Source organism: Mesorhizobium sp. WSM4840, from assembly GCF_055811755.1.
Window position 1 is genome coordinate 310,188 of the sequence record NZ_JBVVQD010000001.1, and the last position, 18,636, is coordinate 328,823.

Sequence of the window (18,636 nt, forward strand, 5' to 3'; positions counted from 1 at the left end):
TTACGCCGCATGCCGGCCACGCCCGGCACGAGCTCGATCAGACCCATCGCACGATGACAGACAGACGCCTTTCCAACAGCACGCGGCAGGCATTGCCGGCCTCGGTCGCAGTCCCCGGATACGACCGCAACCGCGTCGTACCCGGCATCGTCCATCTCGGCGTCGGCGCATTCCACCGCGCCCATCAGGCAGCCTATGTCGACGACTGCCTGGCGGCGGGAGAGACGGATTGGGGCATTGTCGGCGTCTCGCTGCGCAGCGCCGACACACGCGACGCGCTGGCTCCGCAGGACGGGCTCTACACGCTGGCGGTCAGGAGCAGCGACAGCGAAAGCCTGCGCGTCGTCGGCTCGATCCTGTCGATGCTGGTGGCCCCGGAAGATCCGGGCGCGGTGCTGGCCGCGCTGTCTGACCCGCGCACCTCCATCGTCACGCTGACGATCACCGAAAAAGCCTATCTCAGGGTGGCGGGTGGCGGACTGGACACAGCCCATCCCGACATCGTCCACGATTTGGCCAACCCGCAAATGCCGCGAACGGCGCATGGTTTTCTGGCCGAATCGCTTGCGCGCCGCCGTGCCGCCGGTATCCAGCCATTCACCCTGCTGTGCTGCGACAATCTCCCCGCCAACGGCGCCACGCTGCACCGGCTGTTGGTCGAATTCGCCGCTTTGCGCGGCACCGATCTCGCCCGCCATATCGCCGACGAGGTGGCGTTTCCGTCGAGCATGGTGGATCGCATCGTGCCGGCGACCACCGATGCCGACCGGGCACGGATATCAGGCCAGCTCGGCGTCGAGGACGCCTGGCCTGTCATGACCGAACCGTTCTGCCAATGGGTGGTCGAAGACGATTTCCCGGCGGGCAGGCCGGCCTGGGAAAGGTTCGGCGTCACCATGGTCGGTGATGTCGGGCCGTTCGAGGACATGAAGCTGCGCCTGCTCAACGGCTCGCATTCGGCGATCGCCTATCTTGGCCTGCTCAGTGGCCATGAGACGGTCGACCGCGCCTTCGCCGATCCGGCGATCCGGCAATTCGTCGACGGATTGTGGGCCGAGGCGATCACGACGCTGCCGAAGGACGCCGGGCTCGACACGGCCGACTACACGGCCCAACTCGCCAAGCGCTATTCGAACACCGCGCTCGCCCATCGGACGGCGCAGATCGCCAATGATGGCAGCCAGAAACTGCCCCAGCGCATCGTTGCCTCGGCCATGGAGCGGATGAGTGCCGGTGCCCCGCCCGCCTATCTGATGCTGGTGGTAGCCGCCTGGATCGCCGCTTGCGAGACGCGCGGCAAATCCTTGCCGGAAAGCCACTTCACCGACCCGCTCGACTTGGCCCTGGCCGCACTCGACACTCGGCATCTGTCGGCTGACGAAGCGGTGGCGGCGGTGTTCGACCTGGCCGGCTTCGCCAAGGGCGGTGCTGAGCGCCTGACGCTGATCGACCTCGCGGCCGCGCATCTCGAACGCCTGCGGCAGGGAGGTGTGGCTGCTGCTTTCACAGCGCTGGGCATTGCGAGCGAATGACTGTTGGGCGGACCTGACACTAATCCGGATCAGGGCTAAGGCGATGCAGAAACTTTGACGTTGGCGGGGCGCGCCCTCTGTCCTGCCGGACATCTCCCCCACAGGTGGGGAGATTAGCCGTCACTACGGCTTTCGCCAATCGCCAACGTCGCTGAGCGAGCGCCAGCGGCGAAGCTGCCAATCTCCCCCCAAGTGGGGGAGATGTCCGGCAGGACAGAGGGGGCGCGAAGGATCGCTGCAGAACACTCATTCTGCGCGACCAATGGCATGTATCCCAAGAGCTGCTCTCCGCCTGGAATGGGTAGGGATACCCTGCCCTCTAGGCCGGCAGGACCGCGCCTTCGAGTGTGGTGAGTTGGCTAAGGAACTGCTCGGCCTTGCTGCGCGTCTGGTCGTCCTTGGCGTCGGCGACGTCTTCCCTGGCTTCCTGGATACGGCGGGCCAGGTCGGCGCGGTCGATGTCGCCGACGGCTACCGCCGATTCTGCCAGCAGCGTGCAGCCCGCCGGAACAATGTCGGCAAAGCCGCCGAACACCACGTAGCGCTCTGCCTTGCCTTCCGCGGTCTTCACCGTGACGACGCCGGGCTTGATCGTGGTCATGACCGGCGCGTGATGGGCCATGACGGTCATTTCGCCTTCGGCGCCCGGAATGACGACGGCTTCTACCTGCTCGGAAACCAGCAGGCGCTCCGGCGAGACCAGTTCGAATTTGAAAGATTCAGGCATGATCTATTTAGTGAGTGGTCAATAGTGAATAGTAAGTAGTGAAGGGCAAAACGCCCAAACCCGTACTTACTATTCTCTACTCACTACTCCCTACTCCCTATTCGCTTGATTATGCCGCTTCGGCCGCCAGGCGCTGAGCCTTCTCGACCGCTTCTTCGATGCCGCCGACCATGTAGAAGGCGGCTTCCGGCAGGTGGTCATAGTCGCCGTTGCAGAGGCCCTTGAAGCCCTTGATGGTGTCGGCGAGATCGACCAGCTTGCCCGGCGCGCCGGTGAACACTTCGGCGACGAAGAAGGGCTGCGACAGGAAGCGCTCGATCTTGCGGGCGCGGGCCACCGTCTGCTTGTCCTCTTCCGACAGCTCGTCCATGCCCAGAATGGCGATGATGTCCTGCAGCGACTTGTAGCGCTGAAGGATCGACTGTACCTGGCGCGCCACCTGGTAGTGCTCTTCGCCGACGACCATCGGGTCGAGCATGCGCGAGGTCGAGTCGAGCGGATCGACGGCCGGATAGATGCCCTTTTCCGAGATCGCGCGGTTGAGCACGGTCGTCGCATCGAGGTGGGCGAACGAGGTCGCCGGCGCCGGGTCGGTCAGATCGTCGGCCGGCACGTAGATCGCCTGCACCGAGGTGATCGAGCCCTTGGTCGTCGTCGTGATGCGCTCCTGCAGCGCGCCCATGTCGGTGGCCAGCGTCGGCTGGTAGCCCACCGCCGAAGGAATACGGCCTAGCAGCGCCGACACTTCGGAACCCGCCTGCGTGAAGCGGAAGATGTTGTCGACGAAGAACAGCACGTCCTGGCCCTGGTCGCGGAAATATTCGGCGACCGTCAGCCCGGTCAGGCCGACGCGGGCGCGCGCACCCGGCGGCTCGTTCATCTGGCCATAGACGAGCGCTGCCTTGGATCCTTCGCCGCCGCCCTTCTTGTTAACGCCGGACTCGATGAACTCATGATAGAGGTCGTTGCCTTCGCGGGTGCGCTCGCCGACGCCGGCGAACACAGAGAAGCCGCCATGCGCCTTGGCGACGTTGTTGATCAGTTCCTGGATCAGCACGGTCTTGCCGACGCCGGCGCCGCCGAACAGGCCGATCTTGCCGCCGCGGGCATAAGGTGCCAGCAGGTCGAGAACCTTGATGCCGGTGACCAGGATCTGCGCTTCCGTCGCCTGCTCGACATAGGTCGGAGCCGGCTGGTGGATAGAGCGCATCTCGATGCCGTCGACCGGGCCTGCCTCGTCGACCGGCTCGCCGATGACGTTGATGATACGGCCGAGCATGCCCGGGCCGACCGGGACGGTGATCGGTGCGCCGGTGTCATAGACGTCCTGGCCGCGAACCAGACCTTCGGTCGAGTCCATGGCGATGCAGCGCACGGTGTTCTCGCCAAGGTGCTGAGCCACCTCGAGCACGAGGCGATTGCCGACATTGGACGTTTCCAGTGCGTTCAGGATCGCCGGCAGATGTTCGCCGAACTGCACGTCGACAACGGCGCCGATGACCTGGCGGACCTTGCCGGCCAAGCCAGTCTTCTTGATGGCAACGGTCGGCGCCTTCGCCGCGGCTGCCTTGGCGGGCGCGGCCGCCTTCTTGGCCGGAGCGGCTTTCGCTGCCGCTGCCGGAGCCTTTGCTGGTGCTGCCGCCTTCGCGGCGGTCTTCGGGGCCGCCTTCTGGGGGGTCGCTGCTTTCGCCATCGTCTTTACCCTTTTCGTCTCTTGTTTCTCACGCGATCCGCTCGAAGGTCGGAGACCTTCGTGGGAGCGCGCCTAGAGCGCCTCGGCGCCCGAAATGATTTCGATCAATTCCTTGGTGATCTGCGCCTGCCGCTGGCGGTTGTAGGTGATCGACAATTTGTTGATCATGTCGCCGGCGTTGCGCGTCGCATTGTCCATGGCGCTCATCTTGGCGCCCATCTCGCCGGCCGCGTTTTCGAGCAGCGCACGAAAGATTTGCACGGAGATGTTGCGCGGGATGAGGTCGGAGAGGATTTCGCCCGGCTCCGGCTCGTATTCATAGACGGCATTGCCGCCGTCCGTCGCCTCGGCGGCAGCGGAAGTCACGCCTGCCGGGATGATCTGCTGGGTCGTCGGGACCTGGCTGATCACCGACTTGAACTGCGAATAGAACAGCGTGCAGATGTCGAAGCCACCCTCGTTGAAAAGTTGGATAACTTTCTTGGCAATGGCATCGGCATTGACGAAGCCGAGCGTCTTCACTTCACGCAAATCGACACGCTCGAGGATCAGCGCCGCGTAGTCGCGACGCAGGATGTCGAATCCCTTCTTGCCGACGCAGATGATCTTGACCTGCTTGCCGCCGGCCAGAAGCTTGCGGATGTGGTCGCGGGCAAGGCGCGCGATCTGCGAATTGAAGCCGCCGCACAGACCACGCTCGGCGGTGCAGACGACGAGCAGATGCACGTCGTCCTTGCCGGTGCCGGTCATCAGCGCCGGGGCCTCGCCGCCGCCGCCGATCGCCTGGGTGATGTTGGCCAGCACCGCGCCCATGCGCTCCGAATAGGGGCGCGCGGCTTCCGCCGCCTCCTGCGCGCGGCGCAGCTTCGCCGCGGCGACCATCTGCATCGCCTTGGTGATCTTCTGCGTCGCCTTGACCGAGGCGATACGGTTACGAAGGTCTTTTAGTGAAGGCATGCTTCAAACCTGATCCCGTCCGTCCGGCCTCGTTCAAGCAAAGGTCTTGGCGAAGGTGTCGATCTCCGCCTTCAGCTTGGCGCGCAGATCGTCCGACAGCGCCTTCTCCTTGCGGATGCCGTCGAGCACCTCCTTGCCGGCCGAGCGCATGTGGCTGAGCAAGCCATGCTCGAATTTACTGACCTGGTCGATTGCCAGCTTGTCGAGATAGCCGTTGACGCCGGCGAAGATCACCGCGACCTGTTCTTCGACCCTGAGCGGCGAAAATTGCGGCTGCTTCAGGAGTTCGGTCAGGCGCGCACCGCGGTTGAGCAGGCGCTGCGTGGCGGCGTCGAGGTCAGAGCCGAACTGGGCGAAGGCCGCCATTTCGCGATACTGCGCGAGCTCGCCCTTGATCGAGCCGGCGACCTGTTTCATCGCCTTGATCTGCGCCGAGGAGCCGACGCGCGACACCGACAGGCCGACGTTGACCGCCGGGCGGACGCCCTGGAAGAACAGATTGGTTTCCAGGAAGATCTGGCCGTCGGTGATCGAGATGACGTTGGTCGGGATGTAGGCCGACACGTCGTTGGCCTGGGTCTCGATGATCGGCAGCGCCGTCAGCGAACCGCCGCCATTGTCGTCATTGAGCTTGGCGGCACGCTCCAGAAGGCGCGAATGCAGGTAGAAGACGTCGCCCGGATAGGCTTCGCGGCCGGGCGGGCGGCGCAGCAGCAGCGACATCTGGCGATAGGCGACCGCCTGCTTCGACAGATCGTCGTAGCTGATCAGCGCATGCATGCCGTTGTCGCGGAAATATTCGCCCATGGTGCAGGCGGTGAACGGCGCCAGGAACTGCATCGGCGCCGGATCGGAAGCGGTGGCGGCGATGATGATCGAATAGTCGAGCGCGCCACGCTCTTCGAGAACTTTCGCGAACTGCGCGACGGTCGAGCGCTTCTGGCCGACGGCGACGTAGACGCAGTAGAGCTTTTCCTTCTCCGGCCCGTGCTCGTGCACCGATTTCTGGTTGAGCATCGTGTCGAGGATGATCGCGGTCTTGCCGGTCTGGCGGTCACCGATGACCAGCTCGCGCTGTCCGCGGCCGACCGGGATCAGCGCGTCGATGGCCTTGAGGCCGGTCGACATCGGCTCGTTCACCGATTTGCGCGGAATGATGCCGGGCGCCTTGACGTCGACGCGCTTGCGCTCGGTCGCCTGGATCGGGCCCTTGCCGTCGATCGGGTTGCCGAGCGCGTCGACGACGCGGCCGAGCAGGCCCATGCCGACAGGCGTGTCGACGATGGCGCCGGTGCGCTTGACGATGTCGCCTTCCTTGATGTCGCGGTCGGCGCCGAAGATGACGACGCCGACATTGTCGGCTTCGAGGTTGAGCGCCATGCCGCGGATGCCGCCGGGGAACTCAACCATCTCGCCGGCCTGGACGTTGTCGAGGCCATAGACGCGGGCGATGCCGTCACCGACGGACAGAACCTGGCCGACTTCGGAGACCTCGGCCTCCTTGCCGAAATTCTTGATCTGGTCTTTCAGAATTGCGGAAATTTCCGCGGCGCGGATGTCCATCAGCCGACCTCTTTCAGTGCAAGCTTGAGCGAATTGAGTTTGGTTTTGAGCGACGTATCGATCTGGCGCGAGCCTATCTTGACCACCAGCCCGCCGAGCAGCGACGGATCGACGGTCACGGTGATCGCGACATCCTTGCCGGCAACGCTTTTCAGCGCCGCCTTCAGCTCGGTTTGCTGGGCGTCGGTCAGCGCATGCGCCGAGGTAACTTCAGCGCCGGTCTCGCCACGATGCTCGGCGGCGATCTGGCGGAATGCCTTGATCATGCCAGGAATGGCGAACAGCCGGCGGTTCTGGGCGACGACGCGCAGGAAATTGCCGGTGAGGCCGGCGATCCCTGCCTTGTCGGCGATCGCCGCAATGGCCTTGGCCTGGTCCTCGCTGGAGAAGACCGGGCTATTGATCAGACGGGTAAGATCCGCGCTGCCTTCGAGCATCGCCGCGAAACTGTTGAGGTCGGCCTCGACCTTTGCGACCGAATTCGCCTGGAGCGCGAGCTCGAACAGCGAACCCGCATAGCGCTCTGCGACACCTGAGATTGGTGATGACGATTGGGCCACGGACCGTCTTTTCTCTTGTCTGACAGGCCGCAGATTATTGGCTCGAGCGAAAACTCTGGCTAAATCTTTGACCTTACTGCATTTTTCCAAGCACGGAGACGCGGCTTCCGCTATCCCCGGCCGAAAGTCGATTGCCGTCTAGCACAGGCATTTTAAGACCGCAATGCGTCGTCCCGCATGGTTTTCAGGCACTATTGTCGCATCCGGCGGTGCGGTTCGACCGCCGGTTCCGAATTCGCCTTTGATTCAAGGCACAAAGCCGAAGGCGAAGGCAAGCGGCAGCGCCGCCAGCACCAGTTCCACCACGATGGACGCCCAGTTGAAAGGTGTGTTGGCGCCGTCCGACATCATCGACAGCAGGCGGCCGAAGGCGGTGAGCAGCCAGGAAAAGCCAAGCGCCATGTAGAGCAGCGGTTGCGCAAGCAGAATGCAGCACAGGCTGACGCCGAGATAGAAGCCCGACATCCTGCCGCGCCCTTCGGCGATCGCCGCCGCCTTCTCAGGCTTGACCTGCAGCCGCAGAATCCGGAAGCCCAGCCCCGGCGCCAGGAACAGCAGCAGCCCGAACAGCAAGGTCACGACGGCGCTCGACCATGCGAGCCACTCGCCCTGGCTCATAGGCCATGGAAACGCAAATTCCATACTGTCCCCTCGTAAATGGCTGTTCGAAATTTCGGGCATTCTAGCGAAGGAAGAGACATGCGCCAGATGGCGCCGGCACTTTAGGAAAGCGCATCAGCCCAGCACGAATTCGACCGCCGCCTCGGCATGGATGCGCGTCGTGTCGAACACAGGAATGTCGAAATCCTGCTGGCCGATCAGCATGGTGATCTCGGTGCACCCCATGATGACGCTGTCGATGTTTTCGTCGCGCCGCATACGGGCGATTTCATCAATGTAGGCCGCCTTCGATTCCGCGGTGACAATACCCTGACAGAGTTCGTCGTAGATCACGCGATGAACCATGTCCCGCCCGGCTTCATCTGGCACCACGGGATGAAGGCCGTACCTGTCGGCGAGCCGGCCCTTGTAGAAATCCCGGTCCATGGTGAACCGCGTTGCCAAGAGAGCCGGACGGCTGACGCCGGCCTGGGCAACCGCGGTAGCCGTGGCATCGGCAATGTGGATGAGCGGTATCGACACCGCTACCTCCACCTGATCGGCTAGCTTGTGCATGGTGTTGGTGCAGATCAGCAGCCCCTCCGCACCGGCTGCTTCGAGCTTACGCACCGCCTCGACCAGCAGAACGCCCGCCCCCTGCCAGTCGCCGACGTGCTGCCGTTCGGCGATATCGGCGAAGTCGAACGACCACAGCAGCAGTTTCGCCGAATGCAGCCCACCCAGCCGCTCGCGCACGATCTCATTCAGCAGCCGATAGTAGATCGCCGTTGATTCCCAGCTCATGCCGCCGATCAGGCCAAGGGTTTTCATCTCTTCACAGCTCCGGTCCAAATTGCATGGTCGGCCTCACAAAAAGCTCTGCGGGTCGATGTCGACCTGCACACGCACCGAGCCCCGTATCTTCGGTCCCTCGGCCAGCATGGCGCGAATGAACCCTTGCATGTCGGCGCGCCGCTCGCCCTGGATCAGCAGGCGAAAGCGATGGCGGCCGCCGATCAGCGACAGCGGCGCCTCGGCCGGACCGAGCACGAACAGGTCGCTGGCCTGAGGTGCGGCGCGCCGCAAACCCCGCGCATGTCCCTCCGCTTCCGCTCGTGTCGCAGCACTGACGATGACGCCCGCAAGCCGGCCGAAAGGCGGCAGGGCCGCCCGTTCGCGTTCGGCGATCTCGCGCTCATAGAAAGCCTCGGCGTCGCCGGAGACGATCGCCCGCATTACCGGGTGGTCGGGCTGGAAGGTCTGCAGCAGGCCAAGGCTCTTCTTGCCGGTGCGGCCGGCGCGGCCGGTCACCTGGCTGAGCAGTTGGAAAGTGCGCTCGGCGGCGCGCGGATCGCCATTAGCCAGGCCGAGATCGGCATCGACCACGCCGACCAGCGTCATGTTTGGGAAATTGTGGCCCTTGGCGACGAGCTGAGTGCCGATGACGATGTCGGCCTCGCCATTGGCGATGGCTTCAAGCTCTAACCTCAGCCGCCGCACGCCGCCCATCAGGTCGGACGACAGGACGATGGTTCGGGCGTCTGGGAAATGCGCGACGACCTCTTCAGCGATGCGCTCGACGCCCGGCCCGCAGGCGACCAGATGATCGAGCGTGCCGCATTCCGGGCAGGCCTCGGGCCGCCGCTCATTGTGTCCGCAATGGTGGCAGATCAACTGGCCACGAAAGCGGTGCTCGACCAGCCAGGCCGAGCAGACCGGGCAGCCAAAGCGATGGCCGCAGACCCGGCACAGTGTCAGCGGCGCATAGCCGCGCCGGTTGAGGAACAGCAGCGATTGTTCCTCCTTCTCCAGCGTCTGCCGCATATGGGCAAGCAGCACCGGCGACAGGAAGCCGCCGCGTGCCGGCGGGGCGCGGCGCATGTCGATCGTCTTCAGGTCGGGAAGCGCCGCCTCGGCAAAGCGCGCCGAAAGCACCGCCCTGTTGTAGCGGCCTTGGCTCGCGTTGACCCGGCTTTCGACCGACGGCGTCGCCGAGGCGAGCACCACCGGAAAGCCGCCGATATGGCCACGCACCACCGCCATATCGCGGGCATTGTAGAAGACGCGGTCTTCCTGCTTGTAGGCGGGGTCATGCTCCTCGTCGATGACGATCAGCCCGAGCTCCCTGAACGGCAGGAACAGCGCCGAACGCGCGCCGGCAACCACGCGCACGCCACCTTCCGCCACCTGCCGCCAGACACGCTCGCGCATCCTTGGCGGCAGGTCCGAGTGCCATTCCGCCGGCTTGGCGCCGAACCGTTCCTGGAAGCGCTCGAGGAAGGCGTGGGTCAGCGCAATCTCCGGCAGCAGGATCAGCACCTGTTTGCAACGGTCGAGCGCCGCCGCCACCGCCTCGAAATAGACCTCCGTCTTGCCCGATCCGGTCACCCCGTCGAGCAGCGTGACGCCGAATGCGCCGGCCGCGACATTGGTGCACAGCATCCCGGCCGCATCGCTCTGGTCCGGCATCAGCGAAGGCTGGGCGTAATTCGGATCGGGTGCTGCGACCACCGGTCGCGGCGGGATCATGACCGTCTCGAACACGCCTTGCGCTTTCAACCCGTCGATGACCGTCGACGACACGCCGGCCGCATGCGCCAACCCGGACCGCGTCCAGGCGAGCCCGCCTTCGGCTGTTTCCAGCACGCGCATCCTCGCACCCGTCATCCGGTCGGGTTTGGCGAAGGTGCGTTGCAGCCCTTCGATCCAGGGTTCCGGGTCGAAGGCCTCCGGCGCCCGCAGCAGCATGCGCGCCACCATGCCAGGCGGCGACAGCGTGTATTGCGCGATCCAGTCGACGAAGCGGCGCATAGCGCGGTCAATCGGCGGGCAGTCGAAGACCTGCTCGATCGGGCGCAGTTTTTTTGCGTCGACCTTTTCGACAACGCCGTCCCAGACGATGCCGGCAACCTGGCGCGGACCGAGCGGAACGCGCACGATCGAGCCCGGCACCACGCGCATGCCGGCGGGCACGGCATAGGTGTAGGGCCGATCGGCGGGCATCGGCACCAGCACTGGCGCGGCTGCGACAAAGGGCGAATCTTCGATCATGAGGCGTGACCTTGCCCCGACTTTCGTCTAGAGCAAAGTCCAACGCCGAATGTGCCTTGCCGGCCTAGAGCGACGTGCGTCCATCCGGACGCACAAAGTACGCTTTAGAACTTTAACCCACGCATCGTGCTTCCCGAAAATCGGTTACGATTTTCGGGCCGATGCGAAATCTTCAGGAGACCCCGCCATGAAATTTTTTGTCGACACCGCCGATGTCAATGAAATCCGTGACCTGAACGATCTGGGGCTGCTCGACGGCGTTACCACCAATCCTTCGCTGATCCTCAAATCCGGCGGCAAGATCGCCGACGTCACCAGAGAGATCTGCGAGATCGTCAAGGGCCCGGTCTCGGCCGAAGTCGTCGCCACCGAATACAAGGACATGATGGCGGAGGCCAAGATCCTGGCCAGGATCGCCGACAATGTCTGCATCAAGGTGCCGCTGACGCTCGACGGCCTGAAGGCCTGCAAGGACATCCGGTCGGACGGCCGCATGGTCAATGTCACGCTCTGCTTCTCGGCCACCCAGGCGCTGCTCGCCGCCAAGGCCGGCGCCTCCTTCATCTCGCCCTTCGTCGGCCGCATCGACGACAGCGGCTGGGACGGCATGGAACTGATCTCGGACATCCGCACCATCTACGACAACTATGATTTCCAGACCGAGATCCTGACCGCCTCGGTGCGCACGGTGAACCACGTCAAGCAGGCCGCACTGATCGGCGCCGACGTCATCACCGCGCCGCCGGCGACGCTGAAGGCGCTGGTCAAGCATCCGCTGACCGACAAGGGCCTGGAGCAGTTCCTCACCGACTGGGCCAAGACCGGCCAGAAGATCGGCTGAAATCCAGAAGGTCGGCTGAAATTAAGACGCCGCGTTCCCGTAAAAAGGCCGAGCAATCGGCCTTTTTTGTGCGCGAGCAACTGGACCTCGACGGTAGCCGGAACGTATCGATCCCGGCCGAAAAGTTTTAACCCGCCACCGTCCTGCCGTGCTTGACCAGATTCTGGGCGATCGACAGGCGCAGCAGGTCCGCCAGTTCGCGCGCCGCGCGGTTCTCGGCGTCGATTTGCGCCCGGTAGGAGGCAAATTCCTGACGGGGCCTGTCGAAGGACGACGCTATCGAGCGCCTGCCGGTCGCGATCGTCGCGCCGGTCTTGGCGTCGGTCAGCACATAGTTCGCGGTCAGTGTCACCGTGCCCGCGGTTGGCTCGTCGTCATCGGTCGAGACCTGCACGGTTGCAGCGGATTCAACAAGTTCGGTAACGCCGAGATCGAGCGAATAGGCGGGCGAAGCCGGCTCGCCCGCACCCTGGCCGAGCGCGAAGATCAGATTGTTGCGGACCTGCTGGGCGTAGCGGGTGTTGACCGGCTTGACCGCGATGGACCCGAGTTCGGCGGCAGCCCCGACTTGCGAGCCGGCCGACAGCGGCGCGCTCGAATAGAGCGGGCGCACCGTGCAGGCCGAAACCAGCGCAACCGAAGCGACCAGGCCATACAGCGCGATACGGCGCAGCAAATGCGTCACTTCTGTCTTCCTCGGATCAGGCAACGACATTGACGATCCTCTGCGGGACGATGATCACCTTGCGCGGTGCCTTACCTTCGAGCGCTTTCTGCACGAAGTCGAGAGCCAGAACCGCTTTTTCGACGGCACCTTGGTCCGCGTCGCGGGCAATTGTCAAATCACCGCGCTTCTTGCCGTTGACCTGAACCGGCAGCAGGATCTCGTTGTCGACGACAAGCGACGGCTCATAGACAGGCCAGGGCCGTTCGGCGACAAGATCGGTGCCGCCGAGCGTCTGCCAGCACTCTTCGGCCAGATGCGGCATGACCGGCGCAATCAGATGCACGAGGATGTCGACGGCTTGCCGACAGGCAGCCTTGAGCGCCGGGGCGGCCTTGCCTTCAGCCGCCTCGTTGAGCGGCGTGGTGAGCGCATTGGCGAGTTCGTAGATGCGGGCGATAGCGCGGTTGAAGGCGAGCTTTTCGATATCCTCGCCGACTGATTTCAGGATCTTGTGCGCGGCCTTGGACACAGTCCCTGCCTCGCCCTCCTTCGCCGCTGCCGGTTGGCTGCCGGCGAGCGATTCGGCAGCCGTCGACACCAGCCGCCAGATGCGCTGAATGAAGCGATGCGCGCCGGCAGCACCCTCGTCGGTCCATTCGACATCACGCTCGGGTGGTGAGTCCGACAGCATGAACCAGCGCGCGGTGTCGGCGCCGTAGCCGTCGGTGATCTCTTCCGGGCTCACCGTGTTCTTCTTCGACTTCGACATTTTTTCGAGCGGGCCGATTACCGCCTCTTCGCCGGTCGCGATTTCGACGGCGCGGCGCTTGCCGTCGACGTCCTCCAGCCGCACCTCGCTGGGTGCAAGCCAGCGGCTGTTCGAGCCACCGCCGACCCGATAGGTCTCGTGCACCACCATGCCTTGCGTGAACAGGCCCCTGAACGGCTCGGCGAGATCGACATGGCCGGTCTCGCGCATGGCGCGGGTGAAGAAGCGCGAATAGAGCAGGTGCAAAATGGCGTGCTCGATGCCGCCTATATACTGGTCGACCGGCAGCCATTCGGTAGCTGCCTTGGGATCGGTCGGGTCGTTCGCCCAGGGCGCGGTAAAGCGCGCGAAATACCAGGACGAATCGACGAACGTGTCCATCGTGTCGGTTTCGCGGCGTGCATCCTTGCCGCATTGCGGACATTTGACATGCCGCCATGTCGGATGGCGATCGAGCGGATTGCCCGGCCGGTCGAACTCGATGTCGTCCGGCAGCTTGACCGGCAGATCCGCTTTCGGCACCGGCATCACGCCGCAATCCTCGCAGTGGATCATCGGGATCGGACAGCCCCAGTAGCGCTGGCGCGAAATGCCCCAGTCGCGCAGGCGGAAGTTGACCTTGCGCTCAGCCACCGGCCGATTGCCGATAGTCTTTTGTTCCAGCAGCTTCGCCACCTCGTCGAACGCCTGATCAGGCTTCATGCCGTCGAGGAAGCGCGAATTGATCATCACGCCGTCGCCGACATAGGCCTCGTCGATGATCTGGAAGTTTCCCTGATTCTCGCCTTCCGGCATCACCACCGGAATGACCGGCAGGCCGTATCTGTTAGCGAAATCGAGGTCGCGCTGGTCACCGGACGGGCAGCCGAAGATGGCGCCGGTGCCGTACTCCATCAGCACGAAATTGGCGACATAGACAGGCAGCGTCCAGTTCGCGTCGAACGGATGGACGACGCGGATGCCGGTATCGAAACCCCTCTTCTCGGCTGTCTCCAGTGCCGCCACTGAAGTGCCCATATGGCGAACCTCGTCGATGAACTTGGCCAGCGCCGGATTGCTTTCGGCCGCCTTCTTCGCCAGCGGATGATCAGCTGCGACCGCCATGAAGGAGGCGCCGAAGATGGTGTCGGGCCGCGTCGTGTAGACCTCCAGCTCATCTTCGCCATCGACTGGAGTGGCCAGCGGCCAGCGGATCAGCAGGCCTTCCGAACGGCCGATCCAGTTCGCCTGCATCAGCTTCACTTTTTCCGGCCATTCGTCGAGGCCTTCCAGCGAGTCCAGCAGATCCTGCGCATAGTCGGTGATCTTGAAGAACCACTGCGTCAGCTCGCGCTGTTCGACCAGCGCGCCCGAGCGCCAGCCGCGTCCGTCGATGACCTGCTCGTTGGCAAGCACCGTCATGTCCTCCGGATCCCAGTTGACCTTGGAGGATTTGCGCGTCACCAGCCCCTTCTCGACGAAATCGAGGAACAACATCTGCTGGCGGTGGTAGTAGTCGACATCGCAGGTGGCGAATTCGCGTGCCCAGTCGAGCGACAGGCCCATGACCTTGAGCTGTTCGCGCATGGCGGCGATGTTCTGATAGGTCCAGTCCTTGGGATGGACCTTGTTCTGCATCGCCGCGTTCTCGGCCGGCATGCCGAAGGCGTCCCAGCCCATCGGGTGCAGCACGTTGAAACCCTTGGCACGCTTGTAGCGCGCAACCACGTCGCCCATCGTGTAGTTGCGGGTATGGCCGATATGGATGCGCCCCGACGGATAGGGGAACATTTCGAGTACGTAGTATTTCGGACGCGGGTCGTCGTTGTCAGCTTCGAACAGCTTCTTGGCGTCCCAGGCCTTCTGCCATTTGGGCTCTGATGCGCGCGGATTGTATCGTTCGGTTGCCATCGGGTGTTTTTCACTTAAAAAGCATGCGCGAACAGCCGGACATGCCCGGCGGCTCAGGAAATGTCGTCGCGGTGTTCACCATGGATTGCCGGACCCGTCAACTGCGACGCTCCGGCCAGGACAAAAACCAGAGTCAGGATATAGGCATGGCGAGCGCCGTCGAACAGTTTTTCACGGTCAAGGCGAGGATCGCCGCCGCCGAGCGCGAGGCAGGACGGCAAGCCGGCGCGGTGAGGCTGGTCGCGGTCTCGAAGACCTTCAGCGCCAACGATATCCGCCCGGTCATCGACGCCGGCCAGCGCGTCTTCGGCGAGAACCGCGTCCAGGAAGCACAAGCCAAATGGCCGGCGCTGAAGGAGGACTTCCCCGACATCGAGCTGCATCTGATCGGTCCGCTGCAATCGAACAAGGCGAAGGAAGCGGTCGCGCTGTTCGACGTCATCGAGTCGGTCGATCGGGAGAAGATCGCGGCCGAACTCGCCAAGGAAATCGCCAGACAAGGCCGGTCACCAAAATTCTACGTTCAGGTCAACACCGGCTCGGAACCACAAAAGGCAGGGATCGAGCCGCGCGAGGCTGTCGCCTTCGTCACCCGCTGCCGCGACGTCCATGGCCTCGCCATCGAAGGCCTGATGTGCATCCCGCCGGCCGACGAGAATCCCGGTCCGCATTTCGCGCTGCTGGAAAAGCTCAGCACGGGGGCACGTGTGGAGGAGCTTTCGATGGGTATGTCCGGCGACTACGAAACCGCGATCGCCTTCGGCGCGACAAGTGTCAGGATCGGCTCGGCGATCTTCGGCAGCCGTTAGCGGACATTTCGTTTAGCGGCAGTTTAGCGATCAACCTTGATAGTCGGGCGCGTCAGGCATATATCTAGCCAAGCTAGCTAGGAGAGCGACCCATGAACTGGCATCTTCAGGATGCGAAAAACAACTTTTCCAAAGTGGTTCAGCGCGCGCGCAGCGAGGGACCGCAGACGGTGACCCTGCGTGGCGAGCGCGCGGCGGTGGTGCTTTCTGCCGAAGACTATGACCGCTTGTCGGGAAAAAAGAAGTCACTGGCAGAATATCTTCTGACCGGTCCCGTCTGGGATGATGATTTCGCCGAAGAGGTCAACCGTCGCTCGGATACGATGATCCGCGACATCGACCTCTGATGTACCTGCTCGACACGAACATCGTTTCGGATGTGGAACGACGCTTGCCCAAGACTACCGCGTGGCTAGCTTCAGTGGATCCGGATTCGGTCAATCTCAGTGTCATCACGCTCGGGGAGATCGAACGCGGGATCGTCAAGCTGCGCAAGGTCGATCCCGAACGGGCAACGCGCCTCGATCTGTGGCTGCGAGAGCTTCGGCGGGACAATGCCGACCGCATCCTTGCGGTTACTGAAGATGTCGCGTTGTCGTGGGGTCGCATCTCGGCTGGCCGCACGCGAGGCAGCGCCGACACGCTCATCGCCGCGACCGCGCTCGTCCACGACCTCATTCTGGTTACGCGAAACGTCGCCTATTTCGACGATACCGGGGTGACGGTCCTCAATCCTTGGACAATCTGACCTGTTTCCCCCACCCCGCCGGATCGTCGGTCGCGGAGCTTGGTCCAGAACCACTAGGCCGTTATGCCAACGAATGGAAACGGAACGTATCGTTCCTATATTGGCCGGGTTCGTCTCCGAACTTTGCCTGGGCACCATGACCTTCGGCGCCGCCGGCGAAAACGACCAATGGGGCCTGATCGCCAGCCTCGACCAGGACGGCGTCGACAGGATCGTCCAGAGCTCGCTCGCCGCCGGCGTCAATTTCTCCGACACCGCTGACGTCTATTCCTTCGGCGCATCGGAACGGCTTCTCGGCCAGTCGCTGCGGAATCTCGGCATCAACCGGCAGGATGTGATCATCGCCACCAGGTCCATGGCGCCATGGGCGACGGCCCCAACCAGCGCGGTTCCTCGCGCGGCCACATCATGGGTTCGGTCGAGGGCAGTCTCGAGCGGCTGCAGCTCGACCATATCGGTCTCTATCAGCTTCACGGCACCGACACGGTGACGCCGATCGATGAGACGCTGCGGGCGCTCGACGATCTGGTTGCCAGCGGCAAGGTCCGCTATGTCGGCGTTTCGAACTGGGCGGCCTGGCGCATCGCCAAGGCATTGGGCATCGCCGAACGCAAGGGCTTCGCCCGTTTTGAGACCGTCCAGTCCTACTATTCGATCGCCGGCCGCGACCTGGAGCGCGAGATCGTTCCGCTGCTCAACGAGGAGAAGCTTGGACTGATGGTCTGGTCGCCGATGGCGGGCGGGCTGCTTTCCGGCAAATACGGACCCGGCGCGCCCGGCAATGGCGAAGGCCGCCGCGCCAGCTTCAATTTCCCGCCTGTAAATGAGGACCGCGCCTGGGCGGCGGTCGCCGTCATGCGCGAGATCGCCGGCAAGCATGGCGTCAGCGTCGCCACGGTCGCGCTGAGCTATGTGCTCGCCAAACCCTTCGTGATGAGCGTGATCATCGGCGCCAGCCGCATGGAGCAGCTCGAACGGAACCTCGCCGCCACCGAGTTGAAGCTCGACACCGACGATCTTGCTCGTCTCGACGAGGTCAGCGCGCTGCCGGCCGAATATCCGGGCTGGATGCTCGAGCGTCAGGCGGCCGGCGCCCTTTGCGCCGAAAAGGTAGTTCAATCTCACCTCGATTGATGTTTCGGGAGCCGACCGGTTCCCGATCTTCTTTGGCTCCGATCTTCTTTAGCTCAGGTCAGGCGGACCGTCTCGACCAGAAAGTCGAGAAAGGCCCGCACCCGCGCCGGCAAATGCTTGCCCTGTCCGACATAGACGGCGTGGGTACGCTCCTCGTCGCCTGGGTTGAAGGCCTCCAGAAGCGGTACCAGCCGCCCGGCGGCGATGTCGGGTTCCACATGCCAGCGCGCCAGCCGGGCGATGCCCGCCCCCGAAAGCGCCATCTGCCGCATCGCCTCGCCATCGCTGACCAGCGCATTTCCGGTTATCGGAACGAGAACGGCCTCGCCGGCCGCGTCGACGAATGGCCAATCATCGACATGGCGCACGAAACAGAAACCCATCCGATTGTGGCGATCGAGATCGGCCGGCGTCCGGGGGATGCCGTGCGTCCTGAGGTAGGACGGCGCAGCGACGACCACCACCGGACTTTGCCCGAGCTTGCGCGCCACCAACCGTGATTCGCCGAGCGGCCCGGCGCGGATCGCGACATCGGCGCGCTCCTCCATCAGGTCGATGACATGATCGGTCAAAACCAGATCGATGGTGATTTCCGGATAGCGTTCGAGGAAACGCGGCAAAAGCGGGATCAGCCGGTGCTGCCCGAAGGGCACGTAGCTGTTGACCCGCAGCCGACCGCGCGGGGCGGCGCCGGCCGCCGCCTCGCGCTCGGCTGCCGCCATGTCGGCCAGGATGCGCACGCCGCTGTCGAAGAAGGCCGCGCCCTCCGGTGTCAGTTGCAGCTTGCGTGTCGAACGGCTGATCAGCCCCGCGCCAAGACGCGCCTCAAGCCGCGCAATCAGTTTGCTCACTGCCGACGGCGTCATCCGCAACGCGCGAGCGGCGGCCGAAAAACTCCCCGCCTCAACGACGCGGACAAACACTTCGATCTCGCCGGAGCGGTTGATGTCGGGTCTCGCCATTCGTGAATCTATTTCACAGACAATGTGCCCTGCGCAAGGCTGGTTCACAGCACGCCGCGACACGATCTTCCGGGACGGGGCGTGGGAGGACACGGCGTCCCGTCTTCAACACTGGCTGTCATCGAAATGGGAA

At 63.9% G+C, this 18,636-nt stretch carries 16 protein-coding genes and 1 pseudogene; 6 read left to right on the plus strand and 11 right to left on the minus strand.

Translation table 11 applies throughout. The annotated features are described in order from the left end of the window. Positions 1–53 precede the first annotated feature (53 nt). A complete protein-coding gene (locus tag AC0L3I_RS01675) occupies positions 54–1,532 on the plus strand; it encodes a mannitol dehydrogenase family protein (RefSeq protein ID WP_473525759.1) in 1,479 nt (492 codons plus the stop codon). 319 nt (positions 1,533–1,851) lie between these two features. On the opposite strand, the gene AC0L3I_RS01680 is transcribed toward AC0L3I_RS01675, so the two are convergent. From AC0L3I_RS01680 to AC0L3I_RS01715, 8 genes are all read right to left on the minus strand, one after another. Continuing rightward, positions 1,852–2,259 (minus strand): F0F1 ATP synthase subunit epsilon, encoded by a 408-nt coding sequence (locus AC0L3I_RS01680; RefSeq protein ID WP_473525760.1) that lies wholly within the window; start codon positions 2,257–2,259, stop codon positions 1,852–1,854. 109 nt (positions 2,260–2,368) lie between these two features. Further along, positions 2,369–3,952, minus strand: a complete 1,584-nt coding sequence (gene atpD, locus AC0L3I_RS01685) for a F0F1 ATP synthase subunit beta (RefSeq protein WP_473525761.1) — start codon at positions 3,950–3,952, stop codon at positions 2,369–2,371. Between the two features lie 72 nt (positions 3,953–4,024). Further along, a complete protein-coding gene (locus tag AC0L3I_RS01690) occupies positions 4,025–4,909 on the minus strand; it encodes a F0F1 ATP synthase subunit gamma (RefSeq protein ID WP_473525762.1) in 885 nt (294 codons plus the stop codon). Between the two features lie 33 nt (positions 4,910–4,942). Then, the gene (gene atpA, locus AC0L3I_RS01695) at positions 4,943–6,472 is read right to left on the minus strand and encodes a F0F1 ATP synthase subunit alpha (RefSeq protein ID WP_292548611.1); all 1,530 of its coding nucleotides are present in this window, start codon (positions 6,470–6,472) and stop codon (positions 4,943–4,945) included. Beyond that, on the minus strand, positions 6,472–7,032 hold the full coding sequence (locus AC0L3I_RS01700) for a F0F1 ATP synthase subunit delta (RefSeq protein WP_473486251.1): 561 nt from the start codon (positions 7,030–7,032) through the stop codon (positions 6,472–6,474). The genes atpA and AC0L3I_RS01700 overlap by 1 nt, the downstream gene beginning before the upstream one ends. A gap of 246 nt (positions 7,033–7,278) precedes the next feature. After that, positions 7,279–7,674 carry an AGROH133_08824 family phage infection protein gene (locus tag AC0L3I_RS01705; RefSeq protein WP_473486250.1) on the minus strand — a complete coding sequence of 132 codons (396 nt, stop codon included), beginning with the start codon at positions 7,672–7,674 and terminating at the stop codon, positions 7,279–7,281. 93 nt (positions 7,675–7,767) lie between these two features. Beyond that, complete coding sequence (locus AC0L3I_RS01710; protein WP_473486249.1) at positions 7,768–8,463, minus strand: aspartate/glutamate racemase family protein; 696 nt, start codon at positions 8,461–8,463, stop codon at positions 7,768–7,770. A 36-nt stretch (positions 8,464–8,499) separates the two neighbouring features. Then, positions 8,500–10,683: a primosomal protein N' gene (locus AC0L3I_RS01715; RefSeq protein WP_473525763.1), complete on the minus strand. Its 2,184-nt coding sequence runs from the start codon at positions 10,681–10,683 to the stop codon at positions 8,500–8,502. 187 nt (positions 10,684–10,870) lie between these two features. Between AC0L3I_RS01715 and fsa the strand changes: the two genes are divergently transcribed. After that, positions 10,871–11,524 carry a fructose-6-phosphate aldolase gene (gene fsa / locus AC0L3I_RS01720; RefSeq protein WP_473525764.1) on the plus strand — a complete coding sequence of 218 codons (654 nt, stop codon included), beginning with the start codon at positions 10,871–10,873 and terminating at the stop codon, positions 11,522–11,524. 127 nt (positions 11,525–11,651) lie between these two features. Here the strand turns inward: fsa and lptE are convergent, their stop codons facing one another. Next, positions 11,652–12,239, minus strand: coding sequence for an LPS assembly lipoprotein LptE (lptE, locus tag AC0L3I_RS01725; RefSeq protein ID WP_473525765.1), 588 nt, complete (start codon positions 12,237–12,239; stop codon positions 11,652–11,654). Beyond that, positions 12,226–14,850: a leucine--tRNA ligase gene (gene leuS, locus AC0L3I_RS01730; protein WP_473525766.1), complete on the minus strand. Its 2,625-nt coding sequence runs from the start codon at positions 14,848–14,850 to the stop codon at positions 12,226–12,228. The genes lptE and leuS overlap by 14 nt, the downstream gene beginning before the upstream one ends. 146 nt (positions 14,851–14,996) lie before the next feature. Between leuS and AC0L3I_RS01735 the strand changes: the two genes are divergently transcribed. From AC0L3I_RS01735 to AC0L3I_RS01750, 4 genes and pseudogenes are all read left to right on the plus strand, one after another. Further along, positions 14,997–15,659, plus strand: a complete 663-nt coding sequence (locus AC0L3I_RS01735) for a YggS family pyridoxal phosphate-dependent enzyme (protein ID WP_473525767.1) — start codon at positions 14,997–14,999, stop codon at positions 15,657–15,659. Positions 15,660–15,751: 92 nt separating this feature from the next. After that, on the plus strand, positions 15,752–16,006 hold the full coding sequence (locus AC0L3I_RS01740) for a type II toxin-antitoxin system Phd/YefM family antitoxin (protein WP_123151235.1): 255 nt from the start codon (positions 15,752–15,754) through the stop codon (positions 16,004–16,006). Beyond that, complete coding sequence (locus AC0L3I_RS01745) at positions 16,006–16,407, plus strand: PIN domain-containing protein (protein ID WP_473525768.1); 402 nt, start codon at positions 16,006–16,008, stop codon at positions 16,405–16,407. Before AC0L3I_RS01740 ends, AC0L3I_RS01745 begins: the two co-directional genes overlap by 1 nt. Positions 16,408–16,480: 73 nt before the next feature. After that, positions 16,481–17,541, plus strand: a pseudogene (locus AC0L3I_RS01750) (aldo/keto reductase). A gap of 53 nt (positions 17,542–17,594) precedes the next feature. Here the strand turns inward: AC0L3I_RS01750 and AC0L3I_RS01755 are convergent. After that, on the minus strand, positions 17,595–18,503 hold the full coding sequence (locus tag AC0L3I_RS01755) for a LysR family transcriptional regulator (RefSeq protein ID WP_473525769.1): 909 nt from the start codon (positions 18,501–18,503) through the stop codon (positions 17,595–17,597). Positions 18,504–18,636 lie beyond the last annotated feature (133 nt).

Excerpts from the sequence above, each read along its gene's own strand:
- AC0L3I_RS01715 (WP_473525763.1), bottom strand. The coding sequence starts at position 10,683 with ATGATCGAAGATTCGCCCTTTGTCGCAGCCGCGCCAGTGCTGGTGCCG.
- AC0L3I_RS01740 (WP_123151235.1), top strand. The coding sequence starts at position 15,752 with ATGAACTGGCATCTTCAGGATGCGAAAAACAACTTTTCCAAAGTGGTT.
- AC0L3I_RS01735 (WP_473525767.1), top strand. The coding sequence starts at position 14,997 with ATGGCGAGCGCCGTCGAACAGTTTTTCACGGTCAAGGCGAGGATCGCC.
- fsa (WP_473525764.1), top strand. The coding sequence starts at position 10,871 with ATGAAATTTTTTGTCGACACCGCCGATGTCAATGAAATCCGTGACCTG.
- AC0L3I_RS01710 (WP_473486249.1), bottom strand. The coding sequence starts at position 8,463 with ATGAAAACCCTTGGCCTGATCGGCGGCATGAGCTGGGAATCAACGGCG.
- lptE (WP_473525765.1), bottom strand. The coding sequence starts at position 12,239 with ATGTCGTTGCCTGATCCGAGGAAGACAGAAGTGACGCATTTGCTGCGC.
- AC0L3I_RS01755 (WP_473525769.1), bottom strand. The coding sequence starts at position 18,503 with ATGGCGAGACCCGACATCAACCGCTCCGGCGAGATCGAAGTGTTTGTC.
- atpD (WP_473525761.1), bottom strand. The coding sequence starts at position 3,952 with ATGGCGAAAGCAGCGACCCCCCAGAAGGCGGCCCCGAAGACCGCCGCG.
- AC0L3I_RS01745 (WP_473525768.1), top strand. The coding sequence starts at position 16,006 with ATGTACCTGCTCGACACGAACATCGTTTCGGATGTGGAACGACGCTTG.
- AC0L3I_RS01680 (WP_473525760.1), bottom strand. The coding sequence starts at position 2,259 with ATGCCTGAATCTTTCAAATTCGAACTGGTCTCGCCGGAGCGCCTGCTG.
- AC0L3I_RS01675 (WP_473525759.1), top strand. The coding sequence starts at position 54 with ATGACAGACAGACGCCTTTCCAACAGCACGCGGCAGGCATTGCCGGCC.
- AC0L3I_RS01690 (WP_473525762.1), bottom strand. The coding sequence starts at position 4,909 with ATGCCTTCACTAAAAGACCTTCGTAACCGTATCGCCTCGGTCAAGGCG.
- AC0L3I_RS01705 (WP_473486250.1), bottom strand. The coding sequence starts at position 7,674 with ATGGAATTTGCGTTTCCATGGCCTATGAGCCAGGGCGAGTGGCTCGCA.
- atpA (WP_292548611.1), bottom strand. The coding sequence starts at position 6,472 with ATGGACATCCGCGCCGCGGAAATTTCCGCAATTCTGAAAGACCAGATC.
- leuS (WP_473525766.1), bottom strand. The coding sequence starts at position 14,850 with ATGGCAACCGAACGATACAATCCGCGCGCATCAGAGCCCAAATGGCAG.